Consider the following 15555-nt stretch of genomic DNA (forward strand, 5'->3'; position numbering starts at 1 on the left):
AGCAGGCCAGAAACCGATAGTTGAGAGGTTAAATGTGAGCCACTATAACGCACCTTTAGACAATATTTACTTTCTACTTTTTGATACCTTAAAAGCAAACAGGCTAACTGAATGCGAAGGTTTTGAAGACGCAACGGAAGAACTACTCAAAGCAGTCATTGAAGAAGCAGCAAAGCTCGCGGAGCAGGTATTGCTGCCCGTTAATGCGCAAGGAGATCGAGAAGGCTGCACCTATAACCCCGAAAGCCACTCTGTAACAACACCGTCCGGGTTTAAAGACGCCTATAAACATTACATTCAGGGCGGCTGGAGTGGCCTGTCAGCATCACCAGAGTTTGGCGGACAAGGCCTCCCTCACCTTCTTAAAATGATTGTCGATGAAATGGTCTGCTCCACCAATCTTTCTTTTGGTATGTACCCAGGCCTTTCTCATGGCGCAATTGATTGCCTGACAAAACATGGCAACGACCATCTCCAAAAAGCGTACCTTCCAAAACTAATTACGGGTGAGTGGACTGGCACGATGTGCTTGACGGAACCTCAGTGCGGTACTGACTTAGGACTGATTAACACCAAAGCCACACCCGACAACGATGTTTATAAAATCACAGGCACTAAAATCTGGATTACCGGCGGCGAAAACGATCTGGTAGATAATATTGTTCACCTTGTGCTTGCAAAGCTACCCGATGCACCCGAAGGAAGCCGTGGTATTTCACTATTTTTAGTGCCCAAAATACTCGAAAACGGGGAACGTAATACCGTTTTCTGCGGTGGCCTTGAACACAAAATGGGGATCAATGGCTCTGCTACATGTGTAATGAATTTTGAAGACGCCACTGGCTGGCTAATTGGTGAGCCTAACCAAGGCCTTAAGTGTATGTTTACTATGATGAATGCGGCACGAATTATGGTAGGAATACAAGGGCTGGGGCTGGCAGAAACCGCTTATCAGGTATCGCGGGGGTTTGCCAAGGAGCGACTACAAAGCCGTTCACTCGATGGAGCAGCACAGCCCAATCAAAAGGCTGACCCCATTATTGTGCACCCTGACGTTCGTCGCATGTTGTTAAGACAAAAGGCGATTATTGAAGGCTCCAGAGCTATAGCCTATTGGACGGGACTTCACCTTGATTATAGCCATAGTCACCCGGAGTCGTCTCAGAGAGAACGTTCTGATGATATCGTCCAGCTTATGACCCCCATTGTGAAATCGTTTTTAACTGATGAAGGTTTTGCAAGCTGTGACCAAGCATTGCAGTCAATGGGAGGGGCTGGTTTTACCCAGGACTGGCCTGTCGAGCAGTTATTAAGGGATGGCAGAATCTCGCGTATCTATGAAGGCACAAACGGGATTCAAGCACTGGATTTAGTGGGTCGAAAGCTAACCATGCACAACGGACGCCTCGCACAGGTCTACCTTTCGGAGATGAAAAGTCTGCTCGAAGGCATTGCAAATAAGCAGCATCTTGCAACCGCTAATCGTTTTATCGAGGTACTTCAGGAGACATTGGGCGGCCTGGTAATACGATCTGCTAAGGATCCGATAGAAGCGGCTGCAATAGCGACTCCGTTGTTAAGGATGTTCGCCTTAACCACGCTGGCAGTGCTGTGGGCCAAAATGGCCAACCAAACTGAAAGTTCATCAACCACCAGCCGCTTTAGAGAAACGTTCTTATCCGGCAAGCGCAAGACAGCCGACCATTTCTATCGGTTGTTCTACCCTGAAATGATTGCGCTCGCGGAAGATGTTAAAGCTGGCAAGGAGTCGTTAATGACATTTTCGCAAGAAGAGTTTTAGAGCTATTTGGTAAAACTTGACCTTCACGTAGAGAGTGAATTATTTGCTCTCTACTCATCCTTACACCCAAACCGACGTATGAATATATTATCGTCGTCTCGTGTTAGTACTGAGCGCGAGTTATAACAAAACGGTTTTGATCTTCTCGATACTAGAGTTAACAATCTGCCTGACTTCTGCTCGCGGCAAGGAGTTCATGATTCAAAAAGTTTAACTCATCGTCCATGGTCGCCCGTCACAACGGTTATAGTGGGTACAGCTTGGCAGACACCCGCGACAAGGCAACCCACGTCCCCTTTTGAAGCTGGCACTGTCGTCGCTTGGGCGCTTTAGCTTCGCAGCCATTTCTTTCTTACTTGTATGTAACGACAAAATAGAACCCTCATTGATTTAGGATCGTCGAGTGATGATTAATTACTGGGCATATCGATAGTTAATCACTGCAACATAGTTCTCATCTTTCACCTTGCCATTTTCGCTCTTGGCGATATTGGTTAGGCCCTCAAAGCGCAGCAGCTGTTTATTCTTCAGGTCGTACGTTAACTCTATGGGGTCGACCAGCAGTCGGAAGAAAAAGTTACTCGGCGTAATGCGATATACAACGGTATCTTTGGTGCGCGCTTTCTCAATAACGTCCAAATTAACCAGCTGTGCGCGGCTGATAGCCAAAAATGCAAATGATAAGTCTTTGCTCTCTAACAGCCTTTGCCAGTTTTCATATATAAGCCGATCAAAGCCTGCGTCTACCACGACGGGTTTTGAAACATCTACCGCTACCTTTCTCGTTGTTTCGCTGGCCCCGTTTTCAGAGTTTAAATAGATACTCTGATCACCTCGAACTACACTGACTCTGCTGTCCATTCTAAAATCAATAAAGGTAAATGATGGCGCTATCGAACTGCCTGAGTAATCCACCTGCTTTTCGGCGAACAGTGCGCCGTTGGGAGTCTGGTACTTAACAGTGCTCGAAAGGTACCGCCCTTCTTGATTCAGCAGCACTCGGTGCTTTTCTATATAAATAAGCTGTCTGGTTTCCGGGTCATAGGCATTACCCTGAAATTCCAGGATATTGTTACCTTGCACTGCGCTGGCTAACGTAAACAGCAGCAGGCCAAACACTTTATTTAGCATTGGAACCTCCTTGCCATTCGGTTGTAGAACAGACTCGGAGAGGTCAGAAAAAGGGTTAATAGCGCAATCACAACCCACTCAATTGAGATAAAAACAAGTGACGCGTTAGAGAAACTGATCACGCCATTGCTTCTACCCGCGAGATACGATAAAGGGCCTGCCACTGCACAACCCAACACAAACCATCCAGCCCTATTTACAAGCCATTTGAGCGAGTGATTGAGCGTTAATGCAAAAGCAACCCATAAAATGCACAGCCACAGGGGAATGCTTCGTGGAGTGAGCAATAGTTCGTCACCAAAGGTATAGATGCTGCTCGCTTTGAGCAAGGTATCAATCGTTATCCCTGAAAAACTTACGACTGCACACAGTTTTAACTCTTTCCATTTATGGCTGCTGGTTTGATAGGTATGCCCAATCATTACCAGCAGCAGGACAAGCGCCCAATACCACTGACTGAATATGGCCAGAAACCAGCAACACTGAAATAGCAGCGCATTAAAAAAGAGATGGCAGTCAAAACGTGCTTTCATGCGGCCTACCCCGCTCATATGCTGAACAACGACTATATGATCTTTTCTTTACGAAACTGGGGTTTTGCAAACACCAGATGAGAGACACCAATCGTCCTTTCCTTGAACCCTCCTTCACAGTAGGACAGGTAAAAAAACCACATGCGAATAAAGTCTTCGCTATATCCTTGTGCGTATGCTTTCTCAAGATGCCTGGTTAACTCCAGGCTCCAGGCATGCAAGGTTTTTGCATAGTGCTCTGCAAAATCATCAAGGTGAATTAACCTCATGTCTGATGCGTTCATTGAAGCTGTATTGAGTGCATTGATTGAAGGGATACAGCTGCCGGGAAAGATATATTTCTGGATAAAGTCGACATCTTTCTTTGCCTTTTCGTAGCGCTGATCTTCAATCGTAATCGCTTGAATAAGCATCGTGCCTTCGGGTTTTAACAGGCCGGAGCATTTCTCAAAGAATGTTTCGTAATACTGCCAACCAACCGCCTCAATCATCTCAATCGATACCAGCTTATCATATTGCCCTTCGAGATTACGGTAGTCTTCCGTTAGCAACGTTATCTTATCTTGCAACCCTTCTTTCTCGACTCGTTCTTTGGCCAAGAGATACTGCTGTTGCGATATGGTTGTTGACGTGACATTGCATCCAAAATGCTTGGCAGCATATATCGCAAAGCCTCCCCAACCAGTCCCTATTTCTACAACATGATCGTCTGGAGTGAGCTGCAGTTTCTCACAAATCCTGCGGAGCTTATGCTCAGAGGCTTCTTGCATGGTAGCCCCTTCATAAGGAAAAATGCCGGATGAGTACATCATGGTAGGGTCTAGAAATAACTTGAAAAACTCATTACCTAGATCATAGTGAGAGGCAATATTCCTTCTTGAGCCTTTTTCTGTATTCTGATTAAGTCGATGAAACCACTTCAACATGGGCTTAGATAGTGCGGCCAGTCCCCCTTCCAGCTGGTCGAGCACATCCATATTTTTTGCCATTACGCGTATCAGCATGGTCAAATCTGGCGTCGTCCAATCCCCGGTCATATAGGCTTCGGCTGCGCCTATACTTCCTCCAGTTAGAATATCAGCATAACAACTGAGATCACGAATATGCATCTCACTGTATAGATCGGTGCCAGGCTGCCTGGCTTCGCCAAATGAGTGCTGAACACCTTCTTCTACAATAACAATGGTGCCTGTATGCAGCTCAGACAAGCGGCTCCAGACCAATTTTTTCGCAATGTTCGCCAAACTAAATCGGCTGATTTTATTGTTTCCGATTACCGCAACTGAACTATTCATACCAAAACCCCTACCCTTAATTTGCATAACGTTCAATGTCGCTTAACGCTTCGTTAGTGAACAGGTTCTACTCTCTGTGCTTGGGATGGTCATAAAACGGATTCCGTTTTAGCCAGAGCCTAAATGCCTGCCAGTAAATACCTATAATTACTTTTACGGTAATAAACGGATATTGGATCAGTATTTTTGCAAACGCCTGTTCAAACGACTTGCGTTCTAACGTCAAGGTCGCATCGAAGTGTTTATCAACATCACCATCACACCCTGCGCTAGCCTGGCTCATCCTATTTTCCATGTGCACAAGTAATGAGTTATCCGGGGAGTCAAATACCCATCTATAGTCCATGTTCATGGGGTTGAAAGGAGAAACATGAAACCGTTTTTCAAACTTTAAGATATGTTTATCCGCCCCACCCTTTTGGTATTTCATTTCACCTAGTGACTGATTAATCGGCAATACATAATCGTGCCGCTCACCCCATGGGGTATTGGTAATCTCAGCAACTATAGTCTTCAACTGCTGCTGGGCATCGAAGCAGTAATAAAACACAACGGGGTTAAACACCAGGTTGACGTAGCGTACATGCATCAGTGCTCTAACATGTAAAATCTCTGGCGCTGACTCTGCATTTTGTTTGTACCAGTCAACAACCCGATTAATAATCGATTGCTTTAAGTCGGGCTCTTTCGGTGCGAAGTAATCTTTACGTCTAAAACTAACGAGGTTGAAACGTTCCAACGAACAGAACCACTTTGTCTTAAACAGTATTGGTAGCTCATCAAGATCCAGGTAGAGCATAAACAACGGGTAATGAAACTTATGCGGATGTGGAGTAAACCGCCGGTGCCTTACCGTTCCGGTATATACAGCACTTTGCACGAACTTGCTCCCCTTATTCTTATCCTTAGTCATAGTGATAAACCAAACGCTTCTGCAACCCGCAAGCCACTATTCACGCCATCTTCATGAAAGCCGTTAAACCAATAGGCACCACAATAATGGGTTCGGTTATGCCCGCTAATCTCTGAATGCCTTTGCTGGGCCTTGATACCATCCAGCGAAAACACAGGGTGACTATACTGATAACGATCTATCACTTTTGACGGATCAATTTCTTGCGAGCGATTCAATGTAACCATGATCGTCTCGGGCGCATCATCAAAGTTTTGTAATATATTCATGTTATACGTCACCATTGCACAGTCGTTTGCACGCTGGGGAATATGATAGTTCCACGCCGCCCATGCCGCTTTTTTCTTTGGCATCAGACGTTGGTCGGTATGCAAAACAACCTGATTCATTTGATAAGGCAGCGCCCCTAATATTTCGCTTTCCAGAGCGGTTGGCTGATCCAGCATTCTCAACGCCTGATCGCTATGGCAACCGAATACTACTTGGTCAAAGGCGTATTGCTCACCCACATCTGTTGTTAGTACAACGCCATGGTCATTTCTAACCACCGAAACAATGGGTGTATTGAGTTTTATGTTCTCTTTATAGGGTCGGGTAATCGGTTCAATATAGGACCGTGATCCACCACTTAGTACTCGCCATTGGGGTCGCTCATCAACACTGAGCATGCCATGATTATTAAAGAATCGTAGAAAAAATTTGAGCGGAAACTCCATCATCACATCAACAGAAGCAGACCATATAGCAGCGCCCATCGGAACAATATAATAGTTAACAAACGCGTCTGAGTAGCCATGTTGCGTTACGAACTCGCCAAGCGTCTGGTTATCACTCACTTCATCATTCTTGAGTGCATTTACCGTTTGCTTGTTAAACTTAATAATATCGTAGATCATTCTTAAAAATGACGGTTTCAAAATATTAAGCCGCTGTGCAAACAAGGTATTCAAACGAGTTCCATTGTACTCCAGCCCTGTATTCTCACATCGAACACTAAAGCTCATATCGGATGCTTCGCTTTGCACACCAAGCTGTTGCATCAATTCAATAAAGTTTGGATAGGTCCAGTCGTTAAACACGATAAACCCGGTATTAACAGGGTAAGTCTTGCCAGCCAAAGTGACGTCACGGGTATGTGTGTGCCCACCGAGGTAATCATTCGCTTCAAATAAGGTTACATCATGCTCTTTGCTCAACAGGTAACCCGCGGTTAACCCCGCTATACCTGAACCAATAATGGCAATTTTTTGCTTCTGACTCATAGTTATCCTTTCGACCTTGTCATTGTTGTCATCTACGCATTCTTATTTCACGCATCATGTGTGTGCACTGTGTCGGTATTTCCCGTGTCAGTATGGCGAGAAGCCTTACCCACCAATTTGAATCGAATTCTATCTGGCAATAGAGAGATCATTTTTAAGATGCGTGTAAAGCGGGATGGGAAGTGAACATCAAAACGGCGGCTGCTTAGACCGTTAACAATTCTTTCTGCCGCTTCATCAGCATCGATCATAAACGGCATATCAAAATCATTTTTGTCTGTTAGCGGGGTTTTGACAAAACCAGGACTGATCACCCTGATATCGATTCCTTCATGCTGCAGGTCGAGCTTCAATGATTCTGCAAAATACCTTAATGCCGCTTTTGATGCGCCGTAGGCACCCGCCCTCGGTAGCGGCTGGTACGTGACACTGCTAGACATAATTGCCAGCTGGGGCTGACCACCCGGTTTGTTTCTCAAGAACGCTCTTAGCAGCGGCAACGATGCATTAATAATATTCAGCGCGCCCCAGAAGTTGGTATCCATTACACGTCGCATCGCGCCCATATCAACCTTATCTGAATTGATATATTCGCAGGTGCCGGCGTTCACAATTACTTGATCAATATGGCCGACTTGGTTAGTTATCTCATCTGCGGCATGTTGTACCGAACGCTGATCTGTAATATCCAAAGGCAGTGCAACCACCTCGCCTTTAGCTGACTGTGCCAACGACTCTAACGCTGCACTATTTCTTGCACTGATGAACACCGTAACGCCTGGGGCGTCGATCTTACGAAATAACGCCTCGCCAATCCCTGAAGATGCTCCTACTATCCATATTGCTTTTGAATCCTGCTTGCGGCTCATTTGACTAACCTCTACTGATTAATCTTCTACTGGCTGTTTTCTACTGACTGTTTTCTACTGGCTTCTGTTCAGCTCCAGACGGCTTTGGCCCTAAACAGCTTCGTGTGCGCTAATCCGCCATGTATTTCTTGAGCTGTTTGATAGCGGTACCTAAAACAGGGACATGTTCGTACAGTAAGCGACCGCCGTCGAAGTAATCTTTATGTGAGTAAACTTTCTCGCTAAACCTAAGTTCAGTCGCGCCCTCAACGCTGATTTTTTTGCCGCGATTGAGCCTCCGATGAGAGTAGTGCATTGTCCATGTAATCATTGCACTGCCATCTGCAACCCACTGATCGTGAAATACAAACTCACTGCTCTTTAAGTTTTGATACAACGCGCTAAAGTATGTTTTCAATTCGCTCACACCTTCTATGCGATGAAAGCTGTCCTGAAAAATCACATCAGAGCGATAAACATCATCAACAATATTGCTTTGACAGTTGCTTGCATTAAGTTGCAGGAATAGCGACTTAAAATTCTCAACTATTTCCAAATTTGCCTTAGCAGGTGCACCCATCAACTGATCGCTAGTAGCTCGTTTACCCGAACGCTTTTTGGGGCTCGCATTAGACGAGTTTTTCACTTTTGGTGAACTCGGCATGAATCACTTCTCCTCTTGGTCGCCTGCTGGATTAGCGGATGTCGTTTTTGCCCTGCCTTCCTCTAATATACGTAGCGGAACAGGATTAAGATCACTCACCACACCGAGATAACTTAATATTTTTAAAACGTAGTACGAAATATCAACTTCCCACCAATAGAACCCCTGTCTGGCGGAAACCGCAAACCGATGGTGATTATTGTGCCACCCCTCACCTAACGTCAGCATGGCAAGCCAGGGATTGTTGCGACTCTGGTCTTTGGTTTTGAAGCGTCGGGAGCCCCATACGTGACCGAGAGAGTTAATGGTAAAGGTGGCATGAAACAAAATGGTGGTTGAGACAAAGAAGCCCCACACCAGTAATTGCCATCCATTGGTACCTGATTGCGGCCAGTAAAATGCGATCATCTCGCCTAAACAGTAGATAAGCACAGCAAAAATAGCAGGCACTAAAATATCAAACCGGTTGAGAAACCTCAGCTCAGGGAAGCGGGCTAAATCTTTTATCACCGAATAATCTGTTTTAAACCCCGCTTCTGACATAAACCACCCTATATGGCTGTACCAGAATCCGTGTTTGACCGGCGAATGAAGGTCTGGCTCCTGGTCGGAGTGTTTGTGGTGTTTTCGGTGATGTGAGGCCCACCAGAGCGGCCCTCTTTGGCACGCAGAATTGCCAATTACCGCAAAAACAAACTGCCATACTCGATTGGTTTTAAAGCTACGATGAGAGAACAGACGATGGTAAAAGGCAGTCACAGCGAACATTCTTATCCAAAAAAATGCCAAGCAAAATACTACCGCCGTCACACTCCACCCTGTCCAGATAACCCCCACACAGGCCAGATGGACAATCACGAAGGGCATACACCTAAGCCAGTTTATCTGCCGCTGACTACTTTGGGCTGTATCATCGCCTGTGATGGCTCCCTCCGAGTCAAACCAGCGAACGATATTACTTAGCACGCTCTTGCTCTGAGTGGTTGAAAATGGTTGAGTATTCATGCGCGAAAAAGCTCCTCATCGCGGAACAGATCAGAGACCGGCTCAGATAGCTGTTTAAACCACAATTTAGTTTGTGCAACCGAGGCTGAGTGATCAACAATAGGGGTTGGGTAGCCTGCATACTCAGCTTGTTGACGAGTAGGCTGATGGATAGATTTATCGTCCAGCCCTTCCAGTTCAGGGACGTAGTAACGAATAAAGTCACCGTTTTTATCAAACCGTTGCGACTGACGGGTTGGATTAAAAATTCTGAAATATGGCACGGCATCGACGCCTGTCGAGGCACTCCATTGCCAGCCACCGTTATTCGATGCAAGATCCCCATCAACCAGCTGCTCCATAAAGTAGCGCTCGCCCCACCGCCAATCGATAAATAGATGTTTGGTCAGGAACATTGCCGTGATCATACGAAGACGGTTGTGCATCCACCCCGTTTCAGCTAGCTGCCTCATTGCCGCATCGACAATAGGGTATCCGGTCTGTCCATCAACCCATGCTTTGAATAGTGCTGTATCGTGCTTCCATGGCAGTCGGTCGGTCTCCTCCTTAAACGGCTTAAACTTGCATAGATGAGGGTATTCATCCAACAGGTGTCGATAAAACTCGCGCCAAATTAACTCGTTAATCCAAGCCGAAACGCCGGGTTGGCCATCATCAAGCTTGCCTTCGTTTAAGCTCAGAGCAGCCTGCATACATTGGGTAGTCGTGATGGCCCCTACCGCCAAATAAGGTGACAGTTGGCTCGTGCCTTCTATTGATGGAATGTCCCGCTGACGGTCATATTGCCTGATAGAATGTTCAACAAAACGATTTAGCCGGTCATGTGCGTAGTCTTCCCCGGCGGGCCAGAGTTCACTCCACTTCGAGTCTACGTCAACTTCGTTCAAGGCGGCCAAGTCGGTAATAATATCGATATAGTCTTGTTTCTTGGGCCGGTTTAAGATCGGCCGCGCTTCATAGGTGTGTCGTGCAATAAAGGCTCGTTTAAATGCAGAATAAACCTTATAACACTCCCCTTGCTGGGTTCTTATTTTTCCCGGTTGGATCATGCAGCTATCGTGAAAATCAAACGTCTTAACGTTAATTGAAGCCAGCTTGTCGGTGACCTCTGCCGCGCACTGTTTCTCGTTAACTTCATACTCATTGTTAAAGTAGACCGCTTCAACCCCGAGTGTGCATGCCTGTTCACTCAGCACACCTGAAAACTCTGCAAATGATCCGCAGTCGACCACTTTTAACGGTACATTCAGCTCAGCCAGGTCATCAGCCAATGCTTTCAGCTGGTTAACAATCAGTGACCGCTTGGCGGGTGAAACCGAATGTTGATCCCATTGGTCTTGCGCCAAAAGGTAGACAGCAACAACGCTCCCTCGTGACATCGCGGCAGTCAATGCCGGGTTGTCATATACTCTTAGATCACTTCTAAACCAAACAAGGTTGTGCATGTTTTAACACTCTCGATTGCATTAGTTAAAAACAGGGTTGCCCATTCGTGATCGGCAATATCGTTTTTGATAACAGGCGAATTTTATTTATCAATTACGCCTAAATCCCTGTGGTTACATACGCGGGCAAAGATAGTAATCGTGATTAAGAGCCGTTTGCCCATGCAACTATTAGTTGTTACGACGAAACTGATAAAACGGATCACTCTTAAATAAGCTTTTATCCGATAATCGTGATAAAAACTGAGTCTAAGCAGAAACAACACCAAACCTAGGTAAAAAGTGCTATCGTTATACCTATTCAGTGTAGGCGATATATTGTTGTAGTCTTTATGCTCAACAACGAAAACCTTGTATCTTGAGATGGCGCTTCGAGTCACTGACTGCGTTTATACGTAGGTTTAGCTTTGTGGCCGATTAACGCATAATAAAAAATGTCGGCATCACAACTGTTTTTATAGAAAAAGCCACAAAACATGGGTACAACTTATTGAGCCAACACCAAGCAGACAGCTCACCGTCACTCGATAACCTTGTTATCAGCATTGCACGCGATAGAGACCGCAATGCGTTTGTAGCGTTATTTGACGCAGCCTCTCCGCGCCTCAAAGCTTATGCGATGCGCTGCGGAGCAAATTCAAATGATGCAGAAGAAGTCGTGCAGGAGGCGATGCTAACGGTGTGGCGTAAAGCCCATACGTTCAACCCTGCAACCGCGTCCGCGATCACTTGGCTGTATACTATCGTACGTAATAAACGCATCGACTTTGTCAGGAAGGAGCGACCCGACCTAATAACATCAGAAGACCTATGGCCTGAAACCTACACAGATGCTGAACATTTAGAAAATAAAGTAGAAAGTGATCTAAATGTGAATATTGTCCGTACACTCTTACATGGCTTGCCAGAATCACAGCGTCAGATTGTTTATAAAGTTTATTTTGAAGGCAAACCTCACAGTGAGATTGCGAATGAGCTGGATTTGCCGCTTGGCACCATTAAGTCACGATTACGGCTGGCAATGAAAAAGTTAGACACCTTAGCGAAAGAACAAATGACATGGCTAATTATCATCCTTCTGACGAACTTTTAATGCAATTTACCGCAGGACAAATGTCCAACGCTTTGGGCATTATGGTCGCCTGCCACTTGGAAGCGTGTCAGGATTGCAGAAACCGAATAAGAGTCTACGAGCAACTGGGTGGCGAGATAATACAAGAAACACCGCCCGTTGAAGTCAGCGGTAACCTGCTGTCTAAAGTGCTTTCACGATTAGATGAACCAGAGCCCGATCAGTCGAAATTAAAGCAGGCAAGCATAGTGGCCGATCCGCGCATACCAAGACCATTAACTCGCTTTGTGCCTGGTTACTTCGACCAGCTGGAATGGACGGGGCTGTCTAAAAGCATCAAAGAGTATAAACTGCCAATTTCTGATCAGCACTACACCGCAAAGTTATACAAAATAGCTGCGGGCAAAGAGCTTCCTGTCCACACTCATAAAGGAAATGAGTTCACACTGGTGATGGACGGTAGCTTCTCAGACAACGCAGGCCAATATCATAAAGGCGATTTTATTCTGGCAGATACTCAAACGGTACACCAACCTAAAGCAGATGATCACAGCGATTGCATCTGCTTCGCGGTACTGGATGCGCCGCTGAAAATGACCGGCTTTTTTGGACGAATGCTTAACCCGTTTTTGGGTTAAGCTAAGGCTGGTATAAACTTAAAGCTAACGACTTGATAGATAACGCCTCCACTATCAGCTACTTACACTTCCTGCTACCTCCACTCCCAGCTAAATAGCGCGATATATAATCCCTGGCCGACACTGAACCATTTCAAATTTGTCTGCCAGGCCATTCAGCGACTCTGATGCACCCAAAACCAGATACCCCCCGGGGTTAAGTGCTTGATGCATTCGCGAAAGAATATCCAGTTTCAGCTCGGCAGAGAAATATATCAGCACGTTTCTGCAAAAAATCACATCAAACTTACCAAGAATTGAATATCGATCCAGCAGATTCAACAATCTGAAATCAATCTGGCGCCGAAGCTCTGGTTTGATTTTCCACGTACCCGCTTGCTGCTCAGTAAAATAGGCATTCAGCCGCTCTTTCGACAACCCCCTACCAATAGCCAGCATCTCGTATTCGCCAGACTTGGCATTGGACAACACTGTCTGGGATATATCAGTGGCGACCACTTGAATACCATTCTTAAGCTTGCCGGGTTTGGCCCGTTTAAACTCATCTGCAACCATGGTCATCGAATATGGCTCTTGGCCTGTGGAACAAGCGGCAGACCATATTCTAACGGGCTTAATACCTCGCTTATCCGCAAACTCAGGAAGCAAAATATCACTTAATATTCTAAACGGATGATTGTCCCTAAACCACAACGTTTCGTTAGTGGTCATCGCATCGACCACCCGCTCTTTCAACCCTCTGGCAGATATTTTCTTCAATTGCTGAACCAGCGCCCCAAGGGATTCAACCCCCTCCTCTTCCATGATTTTCCTTAGTCGACTTTTTACCAGATATTGTTTGTTATCGCCCAGCAGTATCCCGCAAGCATCCTGCAAAAAGTCCCTAAACTGCTGATATTCGTCGGCTGCCCCTGGCGGGGGTGAGCTCAAGCGTGTCACCATAAATGTTTTAGTCCAAACAAAAAATATTGTTATCTAGTGAGCAATGTTACCTAGTGAGTGTCAGTGATGTAATTGGTCTACGACTGTCATAACGCGCTCAGCCAATTCATCCGGGCTGAACTTAGCCATAAAATCATCTGCCCCCACCTTTTCAACCATCGCTTTGTTAAAAACACCGCTAAGAGAGGTATGCAGCATGATATAGAGGTCAGCCAATCGAGGGTCTGCCTTGCAGTTGGTTGTGAGGGTGTAACCATCCATCTCAGGCATTTCAACATCAGATATCATCAACGCAAGGTGCTCTTTAATGTCAACGCCTGCCTCCGCCTGCTCACGCAGGTAGTTGAGCGCCTGCTGACCATCATTTTTAGTGATGACCTCAAACCCTACAGCCTGCAAGCAGTTTTGGATCTGTTTACGGGCGACCAAAGAATCATCAACCACCAGCACCCGAAAACGCTGCGCCTTTTCTGTTTGTTCTTCTGTAATAATCCCTGCTGTGACGGTGTCTTCTACAGGGGATACTTCTGCGAGAATTTTTTCAACATCGATAATTTCAACCAACTTGTCATCTAACTGAGTCACAGCAGTCAGATAATTCTCCTTACCTGCCCCCTTTGGTGGTGGGTGAATTTCCCCCCAGTTCAGGTTAACAATACGCTCAACGCCCCCGACTAGAAAGCCCTGAGTTTTACGGTTGTACTCGGTAATAATAACGAAGCTACTGTTTATCTGGTCTTCAGGTATAGGTGCTTGCCCGGTCGCCATTCCCATATCCATAATAGGAATAGTTCCCCCTCTTATATGAGCAACGCCTCTCACCACGGGGTTACGCTTTGGCATCATTGCGAGCTTTGGACACTGCAATACTTCTTTAACTTTAAAGACGTTTATACCGTATATCTGTTCGCCTCGTAATCGAAACAACAACAACTCAAGTCGATTCTCGCCAACCAGCTGAGTTCTCTGGTTAACACTATCCAAAACACCAGCCATAGGTGTATCCCCTGCTTTTTTCTGAATGCTAAAAATTCAAACAAACGGCTAAAGTCCATTGACACGTTATAGTCGATACATTGTGTCGTATTGGCCGCTATTTTTTATATCGGCACACTGTTTGCTTACTTTACAAACAATCTTATTCAATATGTCAAATGGTGTTCATGTGCCTTGTTTAGACAAATACTGCTTACTTCTCATTAGCATAGGCCATTTTTTAAAAGTTCGCAGAGCTATTTTAGTTCTATTGTTACTTTTCAGCATCACACCTGTTAATGCATCTACTTTTAGCGAATGGGCTTCTCAAGAGACCCGTTTTTTTCTTGATGAATATAGCCAAACACTCGCCTCGGAAAAAAATTACCGCTCCAATTATAAAATCGGCAACATTGATCCGCGTTTGAATCTCACAAAATGCAGTACGCCTCTTTCCTTTACCTTTCAGGGCGACCCTTTGGAGAGAAACAAAAATACAATAAAAGTGGTTTGCAGTGATAAAAAGCGATGGTCAATATTTGTCGGTGCTGAAATTAATATATACAAAGAGGTCTGGGTGGCAAGCCAGACGCTGCCACGGGGCCAAAGGGTAAAAAAGTCCGACCTGGAACGCGCTGAAATTCAAGTCAATAAGTTTCGAAAAGGCTACTTTGTTAATCAACAAAACATCGTAGGAATGCTTTTACGACGATCAATCCAGGCCGGTGACGTTTTCTATCCAGGGCTGCTACTACCCCCTAAAGTGGTTGCGCGAGGCGACACCGTTGTTATAAGCGCGCTATCAGACACGATATCCGTTCAGATGATGGGCACAGCGATGAGTGACGGCAAACTGGGCCAACAAATACCGGTGAAAAATAAAAAATCTCAACGAGTCGTTAGGGCAACGGTGATATCAAAGGGGCAGGTTGTTGTTCCGATGTAATGCGTTGTCAATCAAACTGAATTATCTAAAGCGAGTCAGAAACCAATAAACAGAACCTGTGACAGATGTTATTATAGAAGCGAGG

Annotated in this window: 15 protein-coding genes; 4 read left to right on the forward strand and 11 right to left on the reverse strand. The window is 45.5% G+C overall.

Going from position 1 to position 15555, the window contains the following annotated elements; translation table 11 throughout:
* The first annotated feature begins 34 nt into the window (after window positions 1-34).
* The gene (locus tag MY523_RS09005) at window positions 35-1801 is read left to right on the forward strand and encodes an acyl-CoA dehydrogenase family protein (protein WP_250658442.1); all 1767 of its coding nucleotides are present in this window, start codon (window positions 35-37) and stop codon (window positions 1799-1801) included.
* A 414-nt stretch (window positions 1802-2215) separates the two neighbouring features.
* Here the strand turns inward: MY523_RS09005 and MY523_RS09010 are convergent, their stop codons facing one another.
* The 9 genes from MY523_RS09010 to phrB form a co-directional block, all read right to left on the reverse strand.
* A complete protein-coding gene (locus MY523_RS09010; RefSeq protein WP_250658443.1) occupies window positions 2216-2932 on the reverse strand; it encodes a hypothetical protein in 717 nt (238 codons plus the stop codon).
* Complete coding sequence (locus MY523_RS09015) at window positions 2926-3465, reverse strand: DUF2878 domain-containing protein (RefSeq protein WP_250658444.1); 540 nt, start codon at window positions 3463-3465, stop codon at window positions 2926-2928. The genes MY523_RS09010 and MY523_RS09015 overlap by 7 nt, the downstream gene beginning before the upstream one ends.
* A gap of 32 nt (window positions 3466-3497) precedes the next feature.
* A complete protein-coding gene (locus tag MY523_RS09020; RefSeq protein WP_250658445.1) occupies window positions 3498-4760 on the reverse strand; it encodes an SAM-dependent methyltransferase in 1263 nt (420 codons plus the stop codon).
* Between the two features lie 67 nt (window positions 4761-4827).
* A complete protein-coding gene (locus MY523_RS09025; RefSeq protein ID WP_250658446.1) occupies window positions 4828-5673 on the reverse strand; it encodes a DUF1365 domain-containing protein in 846 nt (281 codons plus the stop codon).
* Complete coding sequence (locus tag MY523_RS09030; RefSeq protein ID WP_250658447.1) at window positions 5670-6935, reverse strand: NAD(P)/FAD-dependent oxidoreductase; 1266 nt, start codon at window positions 6933-6935, stop codon at window positions 5670-5672. Before MY523_RS09030 ends, MY523_RS09025 begins: the two co-directional genes overlap by 4 nt.
* A 47-nt stretch (window positions 6936-6982) precedes the next feature.
* Entirely contained in the window at window positions 6983-7804 is an 822-nt protein-coding gene (locus MY523_RS09035; protein ID WP_250658448.1) for an SDR family NAD(P)-dependent oxidoreductase, read from the reverse strand.
* A 109-nt stretch (window positions 7805-7913) separates the two neighbouring features.
* Window positions 7914-8447, reverse strand: a complete 534-nt coding sequence (locus tag MY523_RS09040; RefSeq protein ID WP_250658449.1) for a nuclear transport factor 2 family protein — start codon at window positions 8445-8447, stop codon at window positions 7914-7916.
* A gap of 3 nt (window positions 8448-8450) precedes the next feature.
* The gene (locus MY523_RS09045; protein WP_250658450.1) at window positions 8451-9452 is read right to left on the reverse strand and encodes an acyl-CoA desaturase; all 1002 of its coding nucleotides are present in this window, start codon (window positions 9450-9452) and stop codon (window positions 8451-8453) included.
* Window positions 9449-10897 (reverse strand): deoxyribodipyrimidine photo-lyase, encoded by a 1449-nt coding sequence (gene phrB / locus MY523_RS09050; protein ID WP_250658451.1) that lies wholly within the window; start codon window positions 10895-10897, stop codon window positions 9449-9451. The genes MY523_RS09045 and phrB overlap by 4 nt, the downstream gene beginning before the upstream one ends.
* Window positions 10898-11387: 490 nt before the next feature.
* Between phrB and MY523_RS09055 the strand changes: the two genes are divergently transcribed.
* Entirely contained in the window at window positions 11388-11990 is a 603-nt protein-coding gene (locus tag MY523_RS09055; protein ID WP_250658452.1) for a sigma-70 family RNA polymerase sigma factor, read from the forward strand.
* Window positions 11957-12607 (forward strand): ChrR family anti-sigma-E factor, encoded by a 651-nt coding sequence (locus MY523_RS09060; RefSeq protein WP_250658453.1) that lies wholly within the window; start codon window positions 11957-11959, stop codon window positions 12605-12607. The genes MY523_RS09055 and MY523_RS09060 overlap by 34 nt, the downstream gene beginning before the upstream one ends.
* Before the next feature lie 90 nt (window positions 12608-12697).
* Here MY523_RS09060 and MY523_RS09065 read toward each other — a convergent pair whose 3' ends face one another.
* Window positions 12698-13537 carry a CheR family methyltransferase gene (locus tag MY523_RS09065; RefSeq protein ID WP_250658454.1) on the reverse strand — a complete coding sequence of 280 codons (840 nt, stop codon included), beginning with the start codon at window positions 13535-13537 and terminating at the stop codon, window positions 12698-12700.
* A gap of 72 nt (window positions 13538-13609) precedes the next feature.
* On the reverse strand, window positions 13610-14545 hold the full coding sequence (locus tag MY523_RS09070) for a chemotaxis protein CheV (RefSeq protein WP_250658455.1): 936 nt from the start codon (window positions 14543-14545) through the stop codon (window positions 13610-13612).
* Window positions 14546-14714: 169 nt separating this feature from the next.
* Here MY523_RS09070 and flgA point away from each other — a divergent pair, with 169 nt between their 5' ends.
* Window positions 14715-15470, forward strand: a complete 756-nt coding sequence (gene flgA, locus MY523_RS09075; protein ID WP_250658456.1) for a flagellar basal body P-ring formation chaperone FlgA — start codon at window positions 14715-14717, stop codon at window positions 15468-15470.
* Window positions 15471-15555 lie beyond the last annotated feature (85 nt).

The organism is Alkalimarinus coralli (assembly GCF_023650515.1).
Lineage (GTDB): Bacteria > Pseudomonadota > Gammaproteobacteria > Pseudomonadales > Oleiphilaceae > Alkalimarinus > Alkalimarinus coralli.